Consider the following 21,253-nt stretch of genomic DNA (forward strand, 5'->3'; position numbering starts at 1 on the left):
TGGTTTGCTCCCTCATTGTGCTTTTCTTTGCCGGGTCGCCCCGGCTTTTTTCTCCCCGCCTCTTGTTCAGAATATTCCTGATTATTCTGCTTAATATCGGCTAAAATGGCCATTTCCCGCGCTTATCTTGCGTAAAAAAGCGGCGAAAACAAGAAAATCATGCTGCCTTTCATTTAATTTCTCGAGTTTATTCTTGATCCCTGATATAATTAACTTGCTTCAAAAAACATGCATTAAACCTCGAGAATTGTTGTCTTTTAACATATGAATAAGGGGTTATGATGGAAAAAAATAATGAAGTCATTCAGACCCATCCCCTCGTTGGATGGGACATCAGCACCGTTGATAGCTACGATGCGCTGATGTTGCGCCTGCACTACCAGAACCCCACTCAAGAAAACAGTCATGATGCTGAAATTGGCCAGACGCTATGGCTAACGACGGACGTCGCACGTCAATTTATTTCAATCCTGGAAGCAGGCATTGCGAAGATTGAATCTGGCGAATACCAGGAAAACGAGTACCGCCGACATTAACGCGATACGGGGAATGACTAAACAATAGTCTTAACAGGCACCTGCGGGTGCCTGAATTATTTTCGGGCTTGTATAAGCGCAGGGAGTTAATTACCCTGCTAATAAGGCAATTACCCGGAACTCACCATGCAATACGATCTTATCATTATCGGCAGCGGATCGGTCGGCGCTGCCGCTGGCTATTATGCGCGTCGTGCCGGACTCAATGTTCTGATGACCGATGCCCACCAACCTCCCCATCAGGAGGGCAGCCATCATGGCAGTAGCCGTCTTATCCGTCACGCTTATGGCGAAGGTGAAAAGTATGTTCCGCTGGTGCTGCGCGCCCAGCAGCTGTGGGATGAACTGGCTGAAATCAGCGGCGAAGCCGTTTTTGAACGCACCGGCGTCATTAACCTCGGCCCCGCCAGCTCTCCTTTCCTGGCCAACGTCGCCGCCAGCGCCAGGGCGTTCGATCTTGAGGTTGAAGAGTTAGATGCTCAGGCCGTCATGCAGCGCTGGCCGGAGATACGCCTTCCCGACGACTATCGGGCGATTTTCGAACCGGCGTCCGGCGTACTGCGCAGTGAGCTGGCCGTCGAGACCTGGATACGTCTGGCACGGGAAGCTGGCTGCGCGCAGCTATTCAACTGCCCGGTCTCAGCCATTCATCACCATGCAGACGGGGTCACCATTGATACCCTTGACGGTGAATATCACGGCAAGAAATTGCTGATTAGCGCCGGTACCTGGGTCACCCGCCTGCTTCCGGACCTCCCCATCCAGCCGGTACGTAAGGTTTTTGCCTGGTTCCAGGCCGATGGCCGTTACAGCAGCAAGAATCATTTCCCGGCATTCACCGGCGAGCTACCCAACGGCGATCAATACTACGGTTTCCCGGCGGAAGATAACGAGCTAAAGATCGGCAAGCATAACGGCGGTCAGCCTGTCTCCACGCCGCAGGAGCGATCGGCGTTTGGCGCTGTCGCCAGCGATGGTTCCGAATCCTTTCCGTTTTTACGTAACGTCCTGCCCGGGATCGGCGGCTGTCTGCACGGCGCCTCCTGCACCTATGACAACACGGTCGATGAAGATTTTATTATCGATACGCTCCCTGGCAGACCAGACACACTGCTGATCACCGGTCTGAGCGGCCATGGCTTTAAGTTTGCGCCGGTGCTGGGAGAAATTGCCAGTCAGTTTGCCCAGGGACAGACGTCGACCTTTAACCTGACGCCTTTCTCGCTGGCGCGCTTTAGCTCATAACGGAATGCGGCACGCTTGCCGCCGGAAAAAAAACGGCCTCTGTGTCGAGGCCGTTAGTCATTGAGAACGGTTATGCGTCGCCTGTTTAATATGCTGGTTAACAACGTGCGCGAGCACTTTATGATCTACCTTGCGCTGTGGTTGCTGCTGGCGATCATCGATCTCGTCTGGTTATGGTTTTTCTGACGACTCCGGGTCGGGGATCCCGAGTTTGGTGTTCAGTCGGCCACGCGATTTGTTAAAGATTTTATTGCCGTTTTCGCGTCCGGCGCGCAGTTTGCGCTGCTCCTCTTCCGGCAGCTTATGCTCTTCCATGCACGCTTCGCTACAGCAACCGGCAAACTTCTCAGCGCAGCTCGGGCACTGTATAAACAGCAGATGACAGCCATCATTCAGGCAATTGGTATGGGTATCGCACGGCGCGCCACACTGATGACAGTGCGCGATGACGTCATCGGAGATACGCTCGCCCATCCGCTCATCAAAGACAAAGTTTTTGCCAATAAAACGGACCGGCAGCCCCTGCTCACGTGCGCGGCGGGCGTACTCAATAATCCCGCCCTCGATATGCCAGACCTTATTGAAACCGTTATGCTTCATCCAGGCGCTGGCTTTTTCACAGCGAATACCGCCGGTGCAATACATAACAATTTTCTTGTCTTTGTGGTCCTGCATCATTTCCACGGCTTTCGGCAGCTGGTCGCGGAAGGTATCCGCCGGGATCTCCAGCGCGTTTTCGAAATGACCCACCTCATATTCATAGTGGTTACGCATATCGATAAATACCGCATCCGGATCGTCAAGCATGGCATTGACGTCCGCCGCCTTGAGATAATCCCCAACATTGGAGGCATCGAAAGAGGGATCGTCGATGCCATCGGCGACAATACGGTCACGCACTTTCAGGCGCAGCACCCAGAAAGATTTCCCATCGTCCTCAAGGGCGATATTGAAACGCAGCCCCGCCAGCGCCGGATCGAAGCCATAGAGAAACTCACGCAGGGCTTCAACGTTGCTTTCCGGCACGCTGATTTGCGCGTTGATCCCTTCCCGGGCCAGATAAATACGGCCAAAGACCTTCAGCTGGGTTAAGGCAACCCATAACGCATCGCGAGTGGCTTGTGGGTCGACAATGGTGAAATATTTATAGAATGAGATCGTCGTGCGCGGCTCGGTCTCAGCCAGCATTTGCGCCTTTAACGTCTCATTTGAAATGCGGTTGTGTAACACTGGCATGGTGTACCTGCTCGACATAGAAATGAGGAAATAAACGGCGGGCATGATATAGCAAAGCTAATTAATTTACATCCCTACATTTTACGCTACATTTCTCTCACCCGGTCGCGCCCCGCTTAACAAAACGAGCTGACTGTCGCCGCCTTTGGCTGGCCGGTAAAAAAATGCGATAATATAAGACGTTGCTCACTGATACGGGTATGAAATGACTCATTTGCCTAAATTTTCTCCGGCGCTGTTGCATCCGCGCTATTGGCTGCTGTGGCTGGGTATCGGCCTGCTGTGGCTGGTTGTCCAACTGCCCTATCCGCTGATTTACCGCCTGGGAAATGCCATCGGCCGGCTGGCCATGCGCTTTATGAAGCGTCGGGCGAAGATCGCCTATCGCAACCTTGAGCTCTGCTTCCCCGAGAAAAGCGAGCAGGAACGTCACCGAATGGTGGTGATGAACTTTGAATCGGTGGGTATGGGACTGATGGAGACGGGGATGGCCTGGTTCTGGCCGGTTCGTCGTATCGCCCGCTGGACCGACACCATCGGCTTTGAGCATATCCGCGATGTGCAGGCGCAGCAGCGCGGCATTCTGCTAATCGGTATTCACTTCCTGACTCTCGAGATGGGCGCGCGGATGTTCGGCATGAACGAGCCGGGGATTGGCGTCTACCGTCCCAACGACAACCCGGTGATCGACTGGCTGCAGACATGGGGCCGCTTGCGCTCAAATAAGGACATGATTGACCGTAAGGATCTGAAAGGGATGATCCGGGCGCTGAAAAAAGGTGAAGTGGTCTGGTATGCGCCGGATCACGATTACGGTCCGACCGCCAGCGTCTTCGTCCCACTGTTCGCTGTCGACCAGGCGGCGACCACCTCCGGCACCTGGATGCTGGCGAAAATGTCCAAAGCCTGTATCGTCCCCTTCGTCCCGCGTCGCAAACCGGATGGTAAAGGTTATGAACTGATTATCCTGCCGCCAGAGTGTTCCCCGCCGCTGGACGACGCGGAAACCACGGCCGCCTGGATGAACAAGATTGTTGAGCAGTGCATCATGATGGCCCCGGAACAATATATGTGGCTCCACCGCCGCTTCAAAACCCGCCCCGAGGGCATGCCCTCCCGCTACTGATCCCTTTTCCCGGCCGCGCATGTGGCCGGGAATGCGCTTCTCGCTCATGCTTTAGGCTCTGCTTTAGCTTTAAAAGCTCTCCTCCATTGCGGCATTTATTTCCCAGGCGCATAATTAGCAGGCTCATATTTTCTCTTAATTTGACCTGCCGCGCAGGCCAGTGGAACCCTATGTCCTCTGCTGATACCCCTATTAACTGGAAACAAAATCTGACCGTGACCTGGCTCGGCTGCTTTTTAACGGGCGCCGCCTTCAGTCTGGTTATGCCCTTTCTGCCACTCTATGTCGAACAGCTCGGGGTCACCGGGCATAGCGCGCTGAACATGTGGTCCGGGCTGGTCTTTAGTATCACCTTCCTCTTCTCCGCCATTGCCTCACCGTTCTGGGGCGGTCTTGCTGACCGCAAAGGACGAAAAATTATGCTGCTGCGTTCCGCCCTCGGAATGTCCGTAGTGATGATGCTGATGGGGATGGCACAGAATATCTGGCAGTTTCTGCTGCTACGCGCACTGCTCGGCCTGCTGGGCGGCTTTATTCCCAACGCCAACGCCCTGATTGCCACCCAGATCCCGCGCCACAAAAGCGGCTGGGCGCTGGGCACGCTGTCAACCGGCGCGGTGAGCGGCGCCCTGCTCGGCCCGCTGGCGGGTGGCTTCCTGGCCGACCACTGGGGCCTGCGCACCGTCTTCTTTATGACCGCGGCGGTGCTGTTTATCTGCTTCCTGTTTACCCTGTTTTTAATCCGTGAAAATTTTGTGCCGATCGCCAAAAAAGAGATGCTCAGCGCCAGAGAGGTTTTCTCCTCGCTACAGAATCCCAAGCTGGTGCTCAGCCTGTTTGTGACCTCGCTGATCATCCAGGTGGCCACCGGCTCCATTGCGCCGATTCTGACGCTTTACGTGCGCGATCTCGCGGGCAACGTCAGTAACATCGCCTTTATTAGCGGGATGATCGCCTCGGTGCCGGGAATAGCCGCGCTGATGAGCGCCCCGCGGCTGGGCAGGCTCGGGGATCGTATCGGGCCGGAAAAGATCCTCATCGTCGCGCTAATTATCTCTGTGCTATTGCTGATCCCGATGTCGTTCGTTCAGACCCCACTGCAGCTGGGTATCCTGCGTTTCCTGCTCGGCGCGGCAGACGGGGCACTGCTGCCGGCAGTGCAAACCCTGCTGGTGTATAATTCCACCAGCCAGATCTCCGGGCGTATCTTTAGCTATAACCAGTCGTTCCGCGATATTGGCAACGTCACCGGCCCCCTGATAGGCGCCTCGGTGTCCGCCAACTACGGTTTCCGCGCGGTATTCCTGGTCACCGCGGGCGTGGTGCTCTTTAACGCCATTTATTCTACCCTCAGCCTGCGCCGACCTGCCGCGGAAGCCTCGCAGCCTGACCGCCATTCAGTAAATTAATGTCCAGAGGGGCCCAGCCCCTTGACGCTTTGGCTACCGCCTTCTATAGATTGAATCGTGTTCAATTCATATTCTTCTCAGGAGATTCGCTATGCCAAAGGATTCGATGTTCTATGCCACGCTCGAAGAAGCTATTGATGCAGCACGCGAAGAATTTCTCGCCAATAATCCTGACAGCGATGAAGAGAGCGCTAACGTTGAGCAGCTTAATATTCAAAAGTATGTGCTGCAGGATGGCGATATCGCCTGGCAGGCCGAATTTTTTGCTGACGAAGACGAACAAGGCGAATGTTTACCGATGCTCAGCGGCGAAGCTGCGCAGAGCGTTTTCGACGGGGATTATGATGAGATAGAGCTGCGCCAGGAGTGGCTGGAGGAAAATACCCTCCATGAGTGGGATGAAGGCGAATTCCAGCTCGAGCCCTCGCTGGACACCGAAGAGGGACAGACGGCGGCCGACGAGTGGGACGAGCGCTAATCAGTTATAGGGCCCGTGGCTGGCATCCAGCGGCAGCAGCAGCGTATCGAACACCAGCGAGAACGGAAGGTCCAGAACGGTGAGATAGCGCCATGCCGAGTCGCGAACGTCCCACTGCACGCCCGGGTAATATTGATTGCCATGCCCCTGCCCGGGCACCGTCCGGCTGATAATGCTGCCGCAGCCGCTCAGCAGCAGCGCCATGGCAATGATCGATAATATTCGCATTCACAACCTCGTGTTTCAGATAAAAAAATACCGGCATCGCTGCCGGTATTTTCCTTTACGTACGGCTTATTTCGTTTTCAGCGCCAGCGGGTTAAGCGCTAACTGCTGATAGGCGTTGACCCACGATGAATATTTCTCCGGCGCGGCCCAGACGCGATAGTGCAGACGCGACATGGTCACCGGGTCGCTCAACAGCACCAGTCGACGATCGCGGTTCAGCTTATCCGGCGTTTCGTTCAGCGCCTGCTCAACGTGGCGCTCGCGAGCGATCTCAAGGATATGACCATGACGGTGGCGCGCGGTGGCCATCGCCGTGGCGAGGGCGTTAAACGACGGATTGAATACCGCGTGCATAAAGCCATCGTCCAGTGAACGCTGACGGTTCAGCGTCAGGTACGCGTCGGTATCCTTGAGCACCTGCGGCGGCGAATACTCTTCCGGGATCAGGAACAGCTTCCAGCGCTTGGTGCGCAGGCCCACGGTCGCCCGGCTGGAGATCGCCGACACGAACGGCGACAGGATCAGCGAGACGACGATCGGCGCCAGCCAGAACAGGAAGCGCAGATCCAGCCATGCCATTCCGACTGCCCATACCAGCCCCAGCAGCAGCTGCGAGCCGTGACGCATAAAGGCTTCTCCCCACGGCGTGGAGTCATCATCACGCTGCGGCGAATTCCACACCACTTCCCAGCCGAGGAAGGCGCTGACCACGAAGACAGTGTGGAACAGCATGCGAACCGGCGCCAGCAGGACCGAGAACAGGACCTCCAGCAGCAGAGAAAGCGTGACGCGGATAAATCCGCCATACTCTTTCGGCCCTTTACACCACACCAGAATAATACTCAGCAGCTTCGGCAGGAACAGCAGCACCATGGTCGAAGCGAACAGCGCGATGGCCAGCTCTGGACGCCACTGCGGCCACACCGGGAACAGCTGACGCGGCTGCAGGAAGTACTGCGGCTCGGTCAGGGCATGCACCACCTGTAGCGCCGTCGACAGGGCAAGGAACATAAACCACAGCGGCGCCGACAGGTACGACATCACGCCGGTGAGGAACACCGCCCGGTGAACCGGGTGCATCCCTCTGACGAGGAACAGGCGGAAGTTCATCAGGTTGCCCTGACACCAGCGACGGTCGCGTTTCAGCTCGTCCAGCAGGTTCGGCGGCAGCTCCTCATAGGAGCCCGGCAGATCGTAGGCAATCCACACCCCCCAGCCGGCACGGCGCATTAGCGCGGCTTCGACGAAGTCGTGCGACAGAATCGACCCGGCAAAGTTACCCTCGCCCGGCAGCGGCGCCAGCGCGCAGTGCTCGATGAACGGCTTCACGCGGATAATGGCGTTGTGTCCCCAGTAGTGGGACTCCCCCAGCTGCCAGAAGTGCAGACCCGCCGTAAACAGCGGACCGTACACCCGGGTGGCAAACTGCTGGCAACGCGCATACAGCGTGTCCATGCCCGAAGCGCGCGGGGATGACTGGATGATCCCGGCGTTCGGGTTCGCTTCCATCAGGCGCACCAGGCTGCTCAGACACTCGCCGGTCATCACCGAGTCTGCGTCCAGCACCACCATATAGCTGTACTGGCTGCCCCAGCGGCGGCAGAAATCATCGATGTTGCCGCTCTTACGCTTCACGCGACGACGGCGACGACGATAGAAAATCTGCCCTTCGCCCTGCACTTCGGCAATCAGCTCCATCCACGCCTTTTGCTCAGCCACACAGATATCGGGGTTATAGCTGTCGCTGAGAATATAGACGTCGAAATGAGCGGCGTTACCGGTCGCTTTCACCGACTCCCAGGTCGCCCGCAACCCGGCGAAAACGCGGTCAACGTCTTCGTTACAGATCGGCATAATAAGCGCCGTACGGTGCGCCGGGTTCAACGGTTCGTCACCAACCGTCGAGGCGGAAATACTGTACTTGTCGCGGCCAATCAACAGCTGCAGAAAGCCCATTAACGCAGTCCAGAAGCCGGCGGAAACCCAGCAGAACAGCACCGCGAAGAGGATCAGAATGCCGCTCTGCAACACGTACGGCAGCAGCTGCATGAACGAGATCCACAGGTTCTGCCCCACCATGTCGGCCGGGTTGATCAGCGCCCAGCCCTGATAAGGCAGAATGGTTTTCATATACCAGGTGGCCACCACGGTCTGCGACAGCGTCAGCAGCAGCAGGATGTAGCGACGAATGGTGCCGACGGTACGCCATTTTTGCTCACTCTCACGCTCTTCTTGCGTCAGGCGGGAGAGATAGCGCGGCGTGACATCGCGGCCGCGCAGACGATCCCAGAAGCGGCCGACCGGGTTAGTCCGCCACGGGTCCGGGATCATCGAGGAACGCCTGGCTTTCGGCATAGCATGCAGCTGGGTACGACCTTCGTCATCCTTCACCAGTTGATCGCCAGAAAGCGAATCCGGCCAGCTGTGCGCCAGACGCGCCTTCACCGACCCCAGCGGAGAGTCGTCTTCGCGAGCGAAGGTCTGATGTTCGTCATCCAGGGCCTGATGAACGGCCTGCAGGCTGGTGTCCGGCAGCGCCGATTTTTCGGCGTCCGACAGCGGCAATGCGTCAATGTACTTCGTTATCTTATTCATTGGCAGGCAGCTGATAGCTCCAGGTTTCGCTCAACGTGTCATCACCGTTAACCAGTGCGGCACGCATTTCCGTCGTTTTCTTCGGATCTTTGACCTTCAAACGCAGGATCATCCGCCAGCCTTTGGTCACTGGATTGTAACGCACTGTATTTTCAACGATTTCCGCGTTATCGCCGGTGCTCGCCTGAGCAGCGACCGGGGTATCCGCTGGCAGTTTCTTCATATCGGCGCCGGTGAAGTCGACAATGAAGGCAACCGTACCGTCCGGCTGGCGGATCAGGTTCGACTGCTTCACGTCGCCGGTAGAGCGGCGGGTCTGCATAACGTAAGCGTTATCTGGCGCATGCAGCTTGTCTTCATCGCGGCTGAAGGTGATGGTGTATTTGAAGTTCATCTCCTTGCCCGGCTCCGGCAGCTGATCCGGCGTCCAGTAAGTCACGATGTTATCGTTCGTTTCATCGTTGGTCGGAATTTCAACCAGCTCGATTTTCCCTTTGCCCCAGTCCCCTTTCGGGGTGATCCAGGCGCTTGGACGCAGGTCATAACGATCGTCGAGATCCTCGAAGCGCGAGAACTGACGGCCGCGCTGCAGCAGGCCGAACCCTTGCGGGTTTTCCATCGCATAGCTGCTGACAGCCAGGTGTTTCGGATTGTTCAGCGGACGCCAGATCCACTCGCCGTTACCGGCCAGGATAGACAGACCATTGGAGTCGTGCAGCGCCGGACGATAGTTGAGCGTCGGAGAAGGCTGGTTGGAACCGAACAGGAACATGCTGGTCAGCGGCGCCACACCCAGTTTGCCGACTTTGTCACGCAGGTAAACTTTGGACTGGACGTCCACGACGGTGTCGCGTCCCGGCATGATGACAAAGCGATAGGCGCCGGTTGCCCGTGGGGAATCCAGCAGCGCATAGATAGTCAGACGCTTGTCAGTGGCTTTTGGACGTTCGATCCAGAACTCACGAAAACGCGGGAACTCTTCGCCGGACGGCAGCGCGGTATCGATAGCCAGACCACGCGCGGACAGACCGTAAACCTGACCCTGACCCAGCACGCGGAAGTAGCTGGCACCGAGCATGCTGACGATTTCATCGTTCTTATCTTTGCTGTTGATCGGATACAGTACTTTGAAGCCGGCGAAACCGAGGTCTTTCACCGTGTCTTTATCGTGCTGGACGTTACCAAAGTTAAAATAGTCCGGGCTATATTTAATTTTGCGCACGCTGGTGGCCGTCACTTCATTGATGGTGACCGGCGTGTCGAAGTACATCCCCTGATGGTAAAATTCAAGCTTGAATGGGGTTTTCTGGTTATTCCAGTAAGCTTTATCGTGATTAAACTGAATTTGCTGGTAGTCCGCGTATTTCATGTCGCGGAAAGCGGAGGGCAGGTTACTCTTCGGCGCTTCATAGCCTTTCCCGGCTAACGTTTTGGCCTCTTTTGCAACGTCATCAATGCTAAACGCCCATGCAGATGAAGTACACAGGGACAACATTACGGCTGCGCTTAACCAACGCATTTTCATCATCTGTGGTTTATGTTTCATATAAGTAAGCACTTCCCCCTTTGTGTGCTTAAATCGATCCGATCTATTTTAATGGAAACTCAGGCAATCCGACAACATAATCCCTGCTTTGTTCAGCCTGGCGGCACAGGGAATAAACAGTTCGCTGTCCCGTTTGCACTTTGAGTGCTTATCCTGGAGACAGTTACCCCGAGTTCATGTAGGGTTGCTGATAATGTAAGCGTTATCACCTTGAGTGATAAGACGAATTATCTGAGATTGTCGTGAATCGTATGAATAATACTCCGGTACAGCGTGAATATTTCTTCGACAGCATCCGCGCCTGGTTGATGCTGCTGGGGATCCCTTTCCACATTTCGCTGATTTATTCCAGCCACAGCTGGCATGTCAACAGCGCCGAACCCTCGTGGTGGTTGACGCTGTTTAATGACTTCATCCATGCCTTTCGCATGCAGGTCTTTTTCGTCATCTCCGGCTATTTCTCCTACATGCTGTTCCTGCGCTACCCGCTGAAAAAATGGTGGAAAGTGCGCGTTGAACGGGTCGGTATTCCGATGCTGACCGCCATCCCACTGCTGACGCTGCCGCAATTTATTATGCTGCAATACGTCAACGGCAAGGCGGAAAACTGGCATACCCTTTCGATGTACGACAAATTTAATACCCTGGCCTGGGAGCTCATTTCCCACCTGTGGTTTTTACTGGTTCTGGTGGTGCTGACCTCGCTGGGGGTGGTGCTGTTTAAATGGCTGACGCGCCGTCCGGCTGGCCACGGCCTCGCCTTCAGTGACACTGTCACCATGGGCCAGCTGACGATGATTTTCCTCGCGCTGGGGGTCTTTTATGCGCTGATCCGCCGGTCCTTGTTCCTGCTCTATCCGCCCCTGCTGAGCAATGGTCTGTTTAACTTTGTGGTGATGCAGACGCTGTTCTATCTGCCCTTCTTTGTGCTGGGCGCGCAGACCTTTATTAACCCACGCTTAAAGACCATGTTCACCACTCCATCGCCGTGGTGCTGCGCCGCAGCGCTGCTCGGGTTTATCGCCTATCGACTGAATCAGCAGTATGGGTCCGGCGACGGCTGGATGTATGAAACCGAATCGGTGATTACTATGGTGTTGGGGCTGTGGATGGTCAATGTGGTCTTTTCGCTCGGCCATCGACTGCTGAACTTCCAGTCAGCGCGCGTGACCTATTTCGTCAATGCCTCGCTGTTTATTTACCTGGTGCACCACCCGCTGACGCTACTGTACGGGGCGTGGATCACCCCGGCCATCAAGTCCAATACCTTAGGCTTTATTGTCGGGCTGGTTTTTGTGGTGGGTATCGCGCTGATCCTGTATGAAATTCATCTGCGCATTCCGCTGCTGCGTTTCCTGTTCTCCGGTAAACCGATGAACAAACCGGCCAAAACCCCGGCTTCGGCCAGCTAATTTGCCGCGGGTGCGGCACGCCAGGCGTGTCGCATTACGCCTGCTCGTCAAAAAGCCGGTCGAAAATCATATTATACAGAGCTTCTAAATCTGCCTTATCGACCGGGGTCGAGGCGCAGAGCTCACAGCGATAGGCGGCCCCCTCGGTCAGAACGGCGATGAGCTCTGATGCGGCATTGCGTCGCGCATCGCTGAGCCCGGGATGGTAGCGCTGCGACAGACGCCCTCCTTCCTCTTTCAAACGCCGATCGGCCTGCACCAGGATCTCGCGCAAGCGTGGGTTACGCGAGGCTTCGGCGTTGATCTCCATCAGCAGATAATTGTCGCTTTTGGTGGCTGCCGACGTCGGGATCCTGCCGGCCAGCACCGCCGCTTTGCGCGCCAGATTGTGGTTCTCATCGATCATCTCCCCGACCCTGGCGTGGACGATTTCGCTGACAATCGCTTCGATGATCGCCTCTTTGCTGGCAAAAATACGATACAGCTGACCAACGCTCAGGCCCGCCTCGCGGGCAATATCGGCAACGGAAGCGCCATGCAGCCCCTTTTCAGCAAAACACCTTTGCGCAGCGGCAACGATCTCTGCGCGGCGCGCCTGCTGCTTCTGCTGTACTTTTCCTTCTGACACCCTGCTCCCTCCTGCTATCCATCTTTCCCGTCAATACCGGCGGTTATCATAGCCTATTCTGCTGGATCAGGGGTATGACGCCAGCAGGCGGCGATAGATAGCCGCCGTTTCCTCATCAAAACAGACGAACAGGACGCGCTCAAGGGGGTTATAGCGAGTGAGAAACGCGGTGACGGTGCGCACGGCGATCTCCGCCGCTTCCTCTTTTGGATAGCCATACACGCCGGTGCTGATCGCCGGAAACGCAATGGAGCGATAGTTGTTTGCCGCGGCCAGCTGCAGACTGTTTTTGTAAGCATCCGCCAGGGTTTGCGCTTCCATGCGGTCGCCGCCGTGCCAGACCGGGCCCACGGTGTGGATCACCGCGCTGGCGGGAAGATCGCCCGCAATAGTGATCACCGCGTGACCGGGAGGACATTCGCCCTGCTGCTGCAATACCTGTTTGCAAGCCGCCAGCAGCGCCGGGCCGGCCGCCCGGTGGATCGCGCCATCTACCCCGCCGCCGCCCAGCAGCGAGGGGTTTGCCGCATTAACAATCACATCGACTTCAAGCGTCGTAATATCGCCGAGAATTACCTCAGGTTGAACAGCCATTTCTCCTCCTGTCGGCATAGCGCGTGGATACGGCTTTCTGCCGATACTAGGGCATTCCCGCCCCCGGGAGCAAGATTATCCCTCAGCCCAGGCGACGGGAAGCTAAAAAAAACAGGACCCTAAGGGTCCTGTTGAGTCTGCTGTTTCGCCAGTCAGGCGTTGTCATTAGCGAACGATTTATGTTTGCCCGCGCGGGCCGCCAGCCACAGGCCACTATTCTTCATGGCATAGCCAAAAACCAGACCCAACGCCAGGGAGGGCACCACCAGGCGCCAGTCGCCGTCTGCCGCAAAAGTCGCGCAGGCGCCGATAAAGGTGCCCGGTACAAACGACAGCAATGTCTGTCGCGCCTGAATGCACATCAGGAAGGCGACGATACCGGTCATCATATAGCTGAGGATCTGCAGCTGCGGGGCCAGTGCGCTACCGTGGATAATCACTAATGCCCAGACCACGCCGCTCATTACCGTGCACGAGGAGATGGCCAGACCTTTCAGACCGCCCTGCGGGCAGGCGAAATAGGCCGTACAGCCGAGGAAACCGGCCCAGCTCAGCAGGCCGAGAGCGACCGCCACCCATCCCCAAATTCCGGAGAGAATGCCCGTCGTTAATGCGATTGCGAAGAGTATGTTCATGGCGCGTATCCTAGCAGATACGCGCCGGAAGAATGAGATCTAAAGCACAGTATATGAATGAACCTAATTTCAGTTGCATTCAAATAGTGATTAAAATCACATATTATTGCTCATCTTCTTCCTGAAGCTCGTCCCACATCGCGGCGATGGCGTCGCGGGTCAATGGCGCCATGGTGCGCCAGAACGGCGTGTGCGCATGGGCTTCGACTTTGCCCAGCATCGTCCCGCACCATGGCAGGATATAGTCAGCAAACAGGAGCTCCAGCGTCTCGCTCTGGTCTTCTGTAGCATGATCCTCCAGCCAGGAGGCGGCCAACAGCAGCGATCCGAGATGATCCGCCGGACCTTCCCCTGTCGGGATACCGTGTTCGCTCATAAAAGCCCGTACTTCTGCTTCCGAGGAACCCTCCACCCACGCGCTACGGTACGGCGGCACGCTGCAGGCTTCACCGACGAACAGCGCATTATAGTCCGTCGCCAGGGACTGCATCTCACAGCTTTTCTGCAGACGCGCCAGCAGTTCATCCTGCTCAAGCGGCCAGCTGGCAGCCAGTTTGCCCTCACGGATCAGGGTAAACAGCGGCACCAGCAGCGGGTCCTGCGGTTGACGGTAATACAGCGAACCCAGCACGCGGCAGAGGATTGAAAACTCGTTCATTCAGTTATTCCAGTTATACAAATTAAAGGTCAGCAAATTCCGGGATCGCCGGCATGCCCCGCGACTCGAGGAAGTTGAGCAGGCGACGCGGAGAAACGTTGAGGATCCTCTCCTCCGGGAAATCGACCGCATCAAGGATCTTGCGGCATTCGGTAAATTCCCCGAGGGTAAAGGCAGTGTGAGAGTCAGAGCCCAGCACCACCCATCCCCCGGCATCACGCACCGCCGCTGCGATAGCTCGACAGTTATCTTCACTGCCCACGCGCGATGAAATAAAAGAGGAGTTATTAATCTCCAGCGCCACCTGATAGCGGGCCGCCGCTTCGGCAATGGCCGGGATATCCACCGGGAATTTCGGATTACCCGGATGGCTAATCATATGCACCTTACCGCTGGCCATCGCGGCAATCATCGCCTGCGTATGGGTGTCTCGATCCTGCGGCGGGAACACCGGCTCATGGAATCCGGCAATGATCAGATCAAGCGAGGTTAACATCGGCCCGGAGCAGTCGATCTCACCTTCGATATTTTTAATATTCGACTCAATACCGCGCAGGATCCCCACCCCGTCTACCAGGCGAGGCCAGATGCGCATATTAACGAAGTGCCAGTAGTGCGGGGCATCCGCCATATCCGGGCCATGGTCGGTGATGGCGAAGAGTTTGATCCCTTTACGCTTTGCTTCCGCAATATAATCGTGCAGGGTGCTGTAGGCGTGGGTGCTGGCGACGGTATGCATGTGCAGGTCAACGGGATACATCACATTCTCCTCTTCTGTTTGCCGCAAGAATAGCAGGAAACCGGGCTATTGATTAGCAAAAACCCCGCCGTGGCGGGGTTCTCTCGTCTTAATAACCGCGCTGGCGGTCAACCTGACCGCTTACCGGTTCCCCTCGCTCAAGCCGGCTAATGGTCTCCGCAATGTAGGTGATAGCTTCCATTGGACGGGTCACTGCCGCCACATGGGGGGTCATGGCCACCCGCGGATGGGCCCATAGCGGGCTCTCCTGCGGCAGCGGTTCGCGACTGAAGACATCGAGCATCGCCCCTTTGAGCTTACCGCTGTTCAGCGCCGCCAGCAGATCCTCTTCAACGACATGCACGCCGCGAGCAAGGTTGAGGACATAGCTCTCATCCGGCAACTGCGCCAGCAGCGTTTGGTTAATAATACCGGCAGTTTCGGCGGTATTCGGCAGCAGGTTGATCAGCACGCGAGTGCCCTGCAGGAATTCGCCCAGTTCGGCCTGACCGGCGAAGCTCTGTACCTGTGGCCAGGATTTGCGGCTACGGCTCCAGACGCGAAGCGGGAACCCCCAGGGTTGCAGACTTTCCGCAACCTTCGCCCCCAACACGCCGGCGCCCATAATCCCGACAGTGAATTCGTCGGCGCGATACTCGGGCAGCGGCTGCCAGCGGGAAGCCAGCTTCAGCGCCTGATAGTCATCAAAGCGGCGGAACCAGTGCAGCACCTGGCTCACGGCATACTCCTGCATCTGCCGTCCCATACCGGTATCTTCGAGGCGAAACAGCGGGATCGACAGCGGCAGCATATCCGGATGGTCACGCAGCTTGCTGAGAATAGAATCTACCCCCGCCCCGAGGGCAAACACGGCCTTCAGCGCCCGGCCCTGCAGCATCTCTACCGGCGGATGCCAGACCAGGGCATAGTCCGCCGGCTGGTTGTCACCCGCTTTCCACTCGCGCACCCGCGCCCCGGGTAACTGTTTTTCCAGCTCACGGATCCAGAATGGGGTATCAAAGGTCTGATGGTAAAAAATAATCTCCATAGGGGCTCCTGATAGCAGACGCCTTTGGCCGATTGACGCTGGCGTCTTATTTTACTCATTGTTTTCTATTGGTTTGCCAGCATAACAAATTTCCCCCGAGCGAAAAGGGAAAAGGCACTGGCGACAAAAAAAACGGATTTCGCACGTTTAAGGAGCAAGTTGCTCGAAGTTTGTCTAAACGCGCTTTTTTTGCAAAAAGTTGATTGACGGGCGATACGTATTTCCCTACATTAGCGCCCGTTCCCGACAACAACGGGAAAGACAATATGGTGAGGTGTCCGAGTGGCTGAAGGAGCACGCCTGGAAAGTGTGTATACGGCAACGTATCGGGGGTTCGAATCCCCCCCTCACCGCCATATTTTAAGAAGAGCTCGTACGCAAGTACGGGCTTTTTTTTCGCATGTGGCACTCACCAGGGGAATGAGAACCCCCGACCAGGGTTCGACAACTGGCAACAGACATTACGCAGTATTGTCAAAGCCAGACTCTTTTTCACACGATTAACAGCGCAGCGAAGATGTTCGCCAACACTATCCCCTCTTCCGCTTTGAGCCACCCGGCATAACGAAAATCATATCGCTCCGGATGGTGTACGTTATGCATTAACGAAAAGTGCTTTGTTACTTGCGTATCGACCGTAATTCAATGTAAAAGTGAATGAACGTTCATTCACTTTAGCGCATGACAACACAGAAGGTACCAATGACTAGCAAAACACTGCGACTTATATTTCCTCAATGGCAAGGCGGTAACAATCCTCCCTACTATCTTGGCTCGCAGCTCCTCTCGTTTCTCTCTCCTGAAACAAAAGGGCCCGTTGAGATCGTTCCTGTTGAGTTACCAACAACAGAGCCATTGCCAGGGATTAATGGCATCACGGCTAAGCCATCCCTCATCAGGCAACTCAATAATGCTGCCGCACTGATTGAAAAACATGATCCCAATAGCATTGTCATTTTAGGCGGAGACTGCCTGGTTTCGCTGGCGCCTTTCGCCCACCTGCTCGATAAGTACGGAGACAAACTCGGTGTGCTCTGGATTGACTCGCATCCTGACGTACAGACTGCTGAACAATATCCAAACGCGCATGCCCATGTGCTTGGTGCGCTAATGGGTACGGGTGATAACGATTTAGTTGCCCATGTAAGAACCAAACTTAACCCGTCAAAAATAATGATTGCCGGTATCCACGATCCACATCCATATGAAGCTGAATACCTCACTCGCCATAACATTACGACGCTAGCACCTGAACAGGTTAAAAGCGGTGCAGATGAAGTCCTGGAGTGGATAGCGAAAGAAAAGATTGCGTATCTGGCGATCCATATCGATCTGGACGTACTCGACCCATCTCTGTTCCGCTCCATTCTTTTTGCAAAACCGGGGCGCAGAAAACACGATTTTGGCGACGTTGCTGAAGGCAAACTGACGATTGAGGATGTACTCAATCTGATTGCGGCAGCGACGACAAAAGCAGTCCCCGTTGGCCTGACAATTGCTGAACATTTGCCCTGGGACATGCTGAATCTCAAGCACATGCTCAGTGAATTACCCCTGCTAAAGTAAGACGAAATCCAGGAGCCAGACGACAGAGTTTAGCTCTGGCTCCTTGCATAAAAGCGCGTTAAAGTCTGGACACCGAATTTACCAAGATGCCGATATGTTAAAAAAAACCGAAACCTACCATAAGTTGATTACGGCTGCTGCTGCCTGCTTTGCGGAAAAAGGCTTTAGTGCGACAAGCGTACGTGAAATCTCTACCCGGGCAGGAATTAGTCAAGGAGCAATGTATACGTATTTCAAAAGTAAGGATGAGCTTGTTAAGGCTATTGTACTGGAAGAACAGAACTCCGCGCTGACTGCCCATAATGCGACCTATGCAGGCTCTTATTTTGATCGCCTTTGTGCACAAGTCACGTCCTGTATTAGCGAGATCGGTTACCCTATCACGCATCAACTTTGGGTTGAAATCATGGCTGAGTCTGCGCGTAATCCAGAACTGCGAAAAACGTATATCTCCAGTGATGACATCATGCGGAAAAGCTTCGCGCGGCTCATCCAGGAGGGTATCGCTGCCGGAGAGTTTCGCCGTGATATTAACCTTGAAGAAATCACGATCATTATTTTTGCCCTTATTGACGGTTTAATCGCTCGTCAGGCAATAAACACGACCTTTTCATTCAGGGATGATCTGCCAATGTTTTTTGACGTTATGGCAAAATTGCTTAAATAATACCAGACGGTCATAGTAAAACGATGTATCGAAAAAACCAGAGGTTGCTTATAACAGCCAACGCTCTCAAGCGGCAAACGACTCACACAGTGAGCAATCTTTCACGCCCCTACGCGATTGCGAAGAGTGCGTGAAAACGTACGGACGCTTTTCACATATGAGTTCCGGCAAAAAACCTCTGCCTACCCATCAATCTTCCTCCATCCGCTGATACTCTTCGCTGAGGTAGTCCACCAGCGCCCTGACGGAGGGCAGCAGCCCGCGCCGTGAAGCAAACACCGCATGGATCACTTCCCGCCGCGGCTGCCACTCATCCAGTACCACCTCTAATTCCCCTGACGCCAGCTGATCGCGCACCATTAATAAAGGAAGCTGCACCACGCCGACGCCGGCCATCGCCGCCTCGCGCAGCGCCAGCATATCGGTGGTCACCATTCGCGGCGTGAAATACACCTCCGCCCTTGCCCCCCCGGGCCCGGTAAGCTGCCATTTATGCTGATGCTTGTTCGCCCCCAGGCTGAGCCCCGGCCAGGCGCTCAGCTCGGACGGCGCCTGCGGACGTCCGAGCCGGGAAATCAGCTCCGGACTGGCCACCAGCCGGTGCCCGCGGTCCGCCAGCACGCGCATCACCAGGTCGCTGTCCTCGATGGGCCGGGGACGGACGCGGATCGCCACATCAATCCCCTCCCCGACCACATCCACCCGGCGGTTGGTCGCCTCAAGATGCAGCGTTACCCCGGGATAGCGCGCCATAAATCGCGCCAGCATCGGTCCAATATGGACATGCAGCAAGGTGACCGGACAGGTGATCCTGACGCTACCGCGCGGCTCGGCACGCAGCGTCTCGACCGCCTGCTGCGCCGCCTCGGCCTCAATCAGCATCGCTTTGCAATGCTGATAAAAGGTCTGCCCGACCTCGGTAACCGCGAACTGACGGGTGGTTCGCTGAATCAAACGCACGCCCAACCGCCCCTCGAGTTGCGCAATGCGGCGGCTGAGTTTGGATTTCGGCTGGTCAAGCGCTCGCCCCGCCGCGGCGAAACCGCCATGGTCTACCACCTGAACAAACCAGGCGAAGTCATTGAGATCCTGCATCCTTCCTCCATTGTTCCATTTTTGGAACAGTATAGGTCATTTTTGTTCACTACCGCATACGTCGTCCCGGATATAAGCTTATTTACATCAGATACCGATACACAGGAGAAAGCCATGAAACAGATTACAGGAGTCTACACCGCGCCTGCGCAGCATTGGGTAGGCGACGGCTTCCCGGTTCGTTCGATGTTTTCTTATCAGACGCACGGCCAGCAGCTGAGCCCCTTCCTACTGCTCGACTATGCCGGGCCGTACACCTTCCCGGCGGGCAGCGATAAACGCGGCGTCGGTGAGCATCCGCATCGCGGATTCGAAACCGTCACCATCGTCTACGCCGGTGAAGTAGAGCATCGTGACTCCACCGGACGCGGCGGGGTGATTGGCCCGGGCGACGTGCAGTGGATGACGGCGGGCGCCGGGATCCTGCACGAAGAGTTCCACTCGGAGGCCTTCACCCGCAGCGGCGGCGAGCTGAAGATGATCCAGCTGTGGGTCAACCTGCCCGCCAAAGACAAAATGACGGCCCCCGGCTATCAGAGCATTACCGCCGGGACGATCCCCACCGTCGCGCTGGCGAATGGCGCCGGACAGGTTCGGGTTATTGCCGGCCAGTATGACGACGTCAGCGGCCCGGCCCATACCTTCTCACCACTTAACGTGTGGGATCTGCAGCTGAATCAGGGGCGCGACCTCACGCTGCGCCAGCCGGAAGGCTGGAGTACCGCGCTGGTGGTGCTGGAAGGGGAAGTGATCATCAACGGTTCCGAGTCCGCCCGCGAAGGTCAGCTCGCCGTCCTGAGCCAGACAGGAGACGCCCTGCATCTGGAGGCGACCGCCCAGGCAAAAGTTCTGCTGATGGCCGGCGAACCGCTGCAGGAGCCGATTGTGGGCTATGGCCCCTTTGTCATGAATAACAAAACGCAGATCGCAGAAGCCGTTCGCGATTTTAACAGCGGCCGTTTTGGCCAAATCTAACTGATTGAGGTGAATACTATGTCTACTCCCGCTAACTTTAACGGTGCTCGTCCGGTGATTGATGTTAACGATACCGCCATGCTGTTGATTGACCACCAGAGCGGCCTGTTCCAGACCGTCGGCGATATGCCGATGCCAGAGCTGCGCGCTCGCGCCGCCGCGCTGGCCAAGATGGCGTCGCTTGCCGGGATCCCGGTGATCACCACCGCCTCCGTGCCGCAGGGGCCGAACGGTCCGCTGATCCCGGAGATTCATGAAAACGCGCCACATGCGAAATACATCGCCCGTAAAGGCGAGATTAACGCCTGGGATAACCCGGAATTCGTCGCCGCGGTGAAAGCGACCGGTCGTAAGACGCTGATTATCGCCGGGACCATCACCAGCGTCTGCATGGCCTTCCCGGCGATTGCCGCTGTCGCCGATGGGTATAAAGTGTTTGCCGTGATTGACGCTTCCGGCACCTACAGCAAAATGGCGCAGGAAATCACCCTGGCTCGCGTGGTACAGGCTGGCGTAGTGCCGATGGATACCGCCGCCGTCGCCTCTGAGCTGCAGCGCACCTGGAATCGCCCGGACCCCGCAGAATGGGCGGAGGTGTACACCAAAGTCTTCCCGGCCTACCAACTGCTGATCGAAAGCTACAGCAAAGCGCAGGACGTGGTGAAGAATAACGAACAGCTGGATTCTCAGCGCTAAAACCCCGCCCCGCTGTACCGCAGCGGGGTGTTGTTCATTGCGTGAGCGAACAGTAGAGAAAGAAGAAAATATGCTTGACCGTTTTAACGCAACTCCCTATAGTAGCGCCCCGTTGCCCACCCAAGGTGAGCAGCAAGACAA

General features: G+C 56.2%; 22 protein-coding genes and 1 tRNA gene. 12 read left to right on the forward strand and 11 right to left on the reverse strand.

The window, feature by feature from the left end; genetic code table 11:
- The first annotated feature begins 281 nt into the window (after nt 1-281).
- From bssS to AC3EMD_RS17185, 3 genes are all read left to right on the forward strand, one after another.
- Entirely contained in the window at nt 282-536 is a 255-nt protein-coding gene (bssS, locus tag AC3EMD_RS17175; RefSeq protein WP_008805969.1) for a biofilm formation regulator BssS, read from the forward strand.
- Nucleotides 537-662: 126 nt separating this feature from the next.
- Nucleotides 663-1,781, forward strand: a complete 1,119-nt coding sequence (gene solA, locus AC3EMD_RS17180; protein ID WP_008805968.1) for an N-methyl-L-tryptophan oxidase — start codon at nt 663-665, stop codon at nt 1,779-1,781.
- A gap of 72 nt (nt 1,782-1,853) precedes the next feature.
- Entirely contained in the window at nt 1,854-1,967 is a 114-nt protein-coding gene (locus tag AC3EMD_RS17185; RefSeq protein ID WP_002898988.1) for a DUF2770 family protein, read from the forward strand.
- On the opposite strand, the gene trhO is transcribed toward AC3EMD_RS17185, so the two are convergent.
- Nucleotides 1,953-3,017, reverse strand: coding sequence for an oxygen-dependent tRNA uridine(34) hydroxylase TrhO (gene trhO, locus AC3EMD_RS17190; protein WP_302073612.1), 1,065 nt, complete (start codon nt 3,015-3,017; stop codon nt 1,953-1,955). The two genes, AC3EMD_RS17185 and trhO, sit on opposite strands and share 15 nt — an antisense overlap.
- A gap of 205 nt (nt 3,018-3,222) precedes the next feature.
- Between trhO and AC3EMD_RS17195 the strand changes: the two genes are divergently transcribed.
- The 3 genes from AC3EMD_RS17195 (at nt 3,223) to AC3EMD_RS17205 (ending at nt 6,030) form a co-directional block, all read left to right on the forward strand.
- Nucleotides 3,223-4,143 (forward strand): Kdo(2)-lipid IV(A) acyltransferase, encoded by a 921-nt coding sequence (locus AC3EMD_RS17195; protein WP_302073613.1) that lies wholly within the window; start codon nt 3,223-3,225, stop codon nt 4,141-4,143.
- Nucleotides 4,144-4,313: 170 nt separating this feature from the next.
- The gene (mdtG, locus tag AC3EMD_RS17200) at nt 4,314-5,552 is read left to right on the forward strand and encodes a multidrug efflux MFS transporter MdtG (protein WP_008805966.1); all 1,239 of its coding nucleotides are present in this window, start codon (nt 4,314-4,316) and stop codon (nt 5,550-5,552) included.
- Between the two features lie 91 nt (nt 5,553-5,643).
- Nucleotides 5,644-6,030 (forward strand): MysB family protein, encoded by a 387-nt coding sequence (locus AC3EMD_RS17205; RefSeq protein WP_012542251.1) that lies wholly within the window; start codon nt 5,644-5,646, stop codon nt 6,028-6,030.
- Here the strand turns inward: AC3EMD_RS17205 and AC3EMD_RS17210 are convergent, their stop codons facing one another.
- The 3 genes from AC3EMD_RS17210 to mdoG form a co-directional block, all read right to left on the reverse strand.
- Nucleotides 6,031-6,258 carry a YceK/YidQ family lipoprotein gene (locus AC3EMD_RS17210; protein WP_008805964.1) on the reverse strand — a complete coding sequence of 76 codons (228 nt, stop codon included), beginning with the start codon at nt 6,256-6,258 and terminating at the stop codon, nt 6,031-6,033. It abuts the gene before it with no gap.
- Nucleotides 6,259-6,324: 66 nt separating this feature from the next.
- Complete coding sequence (mdoH, locus tag AC3EMD_RS17215) at nt 6,325-8,853, reverse strand: glucans biosynthesis glucosyltransferase MdoH (protein WP_008805963.1); 2,529 nt, start codon at nt 8,851-8,853, stop codon at nt 6,325-6,327.
- Nucleotides 8,846-10,399 carry a glucans biosynthesis protein MdoG gene (gene mdoG, locus AC3EMD_RS17220; protein WP_012968580.1) on the reverse strand — a complete coding sequence of 518 codons (1,554 nt, stop codon included), beginning with the start codon at nt 10,397-10,399 and terminating at the stop codon, nt 8,846-8,848. Before mdoG ends, mdoH begins: the two co-directional genes overlap by 8 nt.
- Nucleotides 10,400-10,650: 251 nt before the next feature.
- Here mdoG and mdoC point away from each other — a divergent pair, with 251 nt between their 5' ends.
- Nucleotides 10,651-11,811, forward strand: coding sequence for a glucans biosynthesis protein MdoC (mdoC, locus tag AC3EMD_RS17225; protein ID WP_012968581.1), 1,161 nt, complete (start codon nt 10,651-10,653; stop codon nt 11,809-11,811).
- A 34-nt stretch (nt 11,812-11,845) separates the two neighbouring features.
- On the opposite strand, the gene AC3EMD_RS17230 is transcribed toward mdoC, so the two are convergent.
- From AC3EMD_RS17230 to ghrA, 6 genes are all read right to left on the reverse strand, one after another.
- Nucleotides 11,846-12,439, reverse strand: a complete 594-nt coding sequence (locus AC3EMD_RS17230) for a TetR/AcrR family transcriptional regulator (protein WP_008805960.1) — start codon at nt 12,437-12,439, stop codon at nt 11,846-11,848.
- A gap of 66 nt (nt 12,440-12,505) precedes the next feature.
- Complete coding sequence (gene ymdB / locus AC3EMD_RS17235) at nt 12,506-13,033, reverse strand: O-acetyl-ADP-ribose deacetylase (protein WP_008805959.1); 528 nt, start codon at nt 13,031-13,033, stop codon at nt 12,506-12,508.
- 152 nt (nt 13,034-13,185) lie between these two features.
- On the reverse strand, nt 13,186-13,668 hold the full coding sequence (locus tag AC3EMD_RS17240) for a DUF1097 domain-containing protein (protein ID WP_008805958.1): 483 nt from the start codon (nt 13,666-13,668) through the stop codon (nt 13,186-13,188).
- 103 nt (nt 13,669-13,771) lie between these two features.
- The gene (locus tag AC3EMD_RS17245) at nt 13,772-14,326 is read right to left on the reverse strand and encodes a TorD/DmsD family molecular chaperone (protein ID WP_008805957.1); all 555 of its coding nucleotides are present in this window, start codon (nt 14,324-14,326) and stop codon (nt 13,772-13,774) included.
- 22 nt (nt 14,327-14,348) lie between these two features.
- Complete coding sequence (locus AC3EMD_RS17250) at nt 14,349-15,086, reverse strand: phosphatase (RefSeq protein ID WP_302073614.1); 738 nt, start codon at nt 15,084-15,086, stop codon at nt 14,349-14,351.
- Between the two features lie 88 nt (nt 15,087-15,174).
- Entirely contained in the window at nt 15,175-16,113 is a 939-nt protein-coding gene (gene ghrA / locus AC3EMD_RS17255; protein WP_008805955.1) for a glyoxylate/hydroxypyruvate reductase GhrA, read from the reverse strand.
- A gap of 268 nt (nt 16,114-16,381) precedes the next feature.
- Between ghrA and AC3EMD_RS17260 the strand changes: the two genes are divergently transcribed.
- The 3 genes from AC3EMD_RS17260 (at nt 16,382) to AC3EMD_RS17270 (ending at nt 18,346) form a co-directional block, all read left to right on the forward strand.
- A tRNA-Ser gene (locus tag AC3EMD_RS17260) sits at nt 16,382-16,469 on the forward strand.
- 346 nt (nt 16,470-16,815) lie between these two features.
- Nucleotides 16,816-17,679 carry an arginase family protein gene (locus tag AC3EMD_RS17265; RefSeq protein WP_180264479.1) on the forward strand — a complete coding sequence of 288 codons (864 nt, stop codon included), beginning with the start codon at nt 16,816-16,818 and terminating at the stop codon, nt 17,677-17,679.
- Nucleotides 17,680-17,773: 94 nt separating this feature from the next.
- Nucleotides 17,774-18,346, forward strand: coding sequence for a TetR/AcrR family transcriptional regulator (locus tag AC3EMD_RS17270; protein WP_032730979.1), 573 nt, complete (start codon nt 17,774-17,776; stop codon nt 18,344-18,346).
- A gap of 189 nt (nt 18,347-18,535) precedes the next feature.
- On the opposite strand, the gene AC3EMD_RS17275 is transcribed toward AC3EMD_RS17270, so the two are convergent.
- Complete coding sequence (locus AC3EMD_RS17275) at nt 18,536-19,441, reverse strand: LysR family transcriptional regulator (protein WP_049156933.1); 906 nt, start codon at nt 19,439-19,441, stop codon at nt 18,536-18,538.
- A gap of 114 nt (nt 19,442-19,555) precedes the next feature.
- On the opposite strand from AC3EMD_RS17275, the gene AC3EMD_RS17280 reads away from it, so the two are divergent.
- Both AC3EMD_RS17280 and AC3EMD_RS17285 read left to right on the forward strand, forming a co-directional pair.
- Nucleotides 19,556-20,416, forward strand: a complete 861-nt coding sequence (locus AC3EMD_RS17280) for a pirin family protein (protein ID WP_008805952.1) — start codon at nt 19,556-19,558, stop codon at nt 20,414-20,416.
- Between the two features lie 18 nt (nt 20,417-20,434).
- On the forward strand, nt 20,435-21,112 hold the full coding sequence (locus tag AC3EMD_RS17285; RefSeq protein ID WP_302073615.1) for an isochorismatase family protein: 678 nt from the start codon (nt 20,435-20,437) through the stop codon (nt 21,110-21,112).
- Nucleotides 21,113-21,253: the final 141 nt, after the last annotated feature.

Source organism: Klebsiella sp. PK18 (assembly GCF_057784655.1).

Bases quoted from the DNA above. Each gene is read 5' to 3' on its own strand.
- AC3EMD_RS17275 (WP_049156933.1), bottom strand. From the start codon at position 19,441: ATGCAGGATCTCAATGACTTCGCCTGGTTTGTTCAGGTGGTAGACCAT.
- mdoC (WP_012968581.1), top strand. From the start codon at position 10,651: ATGAATAATACTCCGGTACAGCGTGAATATTTCTTCGACAGCATCCGC.
- trhO (WP_302073612.1), bottom strand. From the start codon at position 3,017: ATGCCAGTGTTACACAACCGCATTTCAAATGAGACGTTAAAGGCGCAA.
- AC3EMD_RS17285 (WP_302073615.1), top strand. From the start codon at position 20,435: ATGTCTACTCCCGCTAACTTTAACGGTGCTCGTCCGGTGATTGATGTT.
- AC3EMD_RS17245 (WP_008805957.1), bottom strand. From the start codon at position 14,326: ATGAACGAGTTTTCAATCCTCTGCCGCGTGCTGGGTTCGCTGTATTAC.
- mdoH (WP_008805963.1), bottom strand. From the start codon at position 8,853: ATGAATAAGATAACGAAGTACATTGACGCATTGCCGCTGTCGGACGCC.
- AC3EMD_RS17250 (WP_302073614.1), bottom strand. From the start codon at position 15,086: ATGTATCCCGTTGACCTGCACATGCATACCGTCGCCAGCACCCACGCC.
- bssS (WP_008805969.1), top strand. From the start codon at position 282: ATGGAAAAAAATAATGAAGTCATTCAGACCCATCCCCTCGTTGGATGG.
- AC3EMD_RS17205 (WP_012542251.1), top strand. From the start codon at position 5,644: ATGCCAAAGGATTCGATGTTCTATGCCACGCTCGAAGAAGCTATTGAT.
- AC3EMD_RS17195 (WP_302073613.1), top strand. From the start codon at position 3,223: ATGACTCATTTGCCTAAATTTTCTCCGGCGCTGTTGCATCCGCGCTAT.
- ymdB (WP_008805959.1), bottom strand. From the start codon at position 13,033: ATGGCTGTTCAACCTGAGGTAATTCTCGGCGATATTACGACGCTTGAA.
- AC3EMD_RS17240 (WP_008805958.1), bottom strand. From the start codon at position 13,668: ATGAACATACTCTTCGCAATCGCATTAACGACGGGCATTCTCTCCGGA.
- ghrA (WP_008805955.1), bottom strand. From the start codon at position 16,113: ATGGAGATTATTTTTTACCATCAGACCTTTGATACCCCATTCTGGATC.
- mdtG (WP_008805966.1), top strand. From the start codon at position 4,314: ATGTCCTCTGCTGATACCCCTATTAACTGGAAACAAAATCTGACCGTG.
- AC3EMD_RS17185 (WP_002898988.1), top strand. From the start codon at position 1,854: ATGCGTCGCCTGTTTAATATGCTGGTTAACAACGTGCGCGAGCACTTT.
- mdoG (WP_012968580.1), bottom strand. From the start codon at position 10,399: ATGAAACATAAACCACAGATGATGAAAATGCGTTGGTTAAGCGCAGCC.
- solA (WP_008805968.1), top strand. From the start codon at position 663: ATGCAATACGATCTTATCATTATCGGCAGCGGATCGGTCGGCGCTGCC.
- AC3EMD_RS17280 (WP_008805952.1), top strand. From the start codon at position 19,556: ATGAAACAGATTACAGGAGTCTACACCGCGCCTGCGCAGCATTGGGTA.
- AC3EMD_RS17265 (WP_180264479.1), top strand. From the start codon at position 16,816: ATGACTAGCAAAACACTGCGACTTATATTTCCTCAATGGCAAGGCGGT.
- AC3EMD_RS17270 (WP_032730979.1), top strand. From the start codon at position 17,774: ATGTTAAAAAAAACCGAAACCTACCATAAGTTGATTACGGCTGCTGCT.
- AC3EMD_RS17210 (WP_008805964.1), bottom strand. From the start codon at position 6,258: ATGCGAATATTATCGATCATTGCCATGGCGCTGCTGCTGAGCGGCTGC.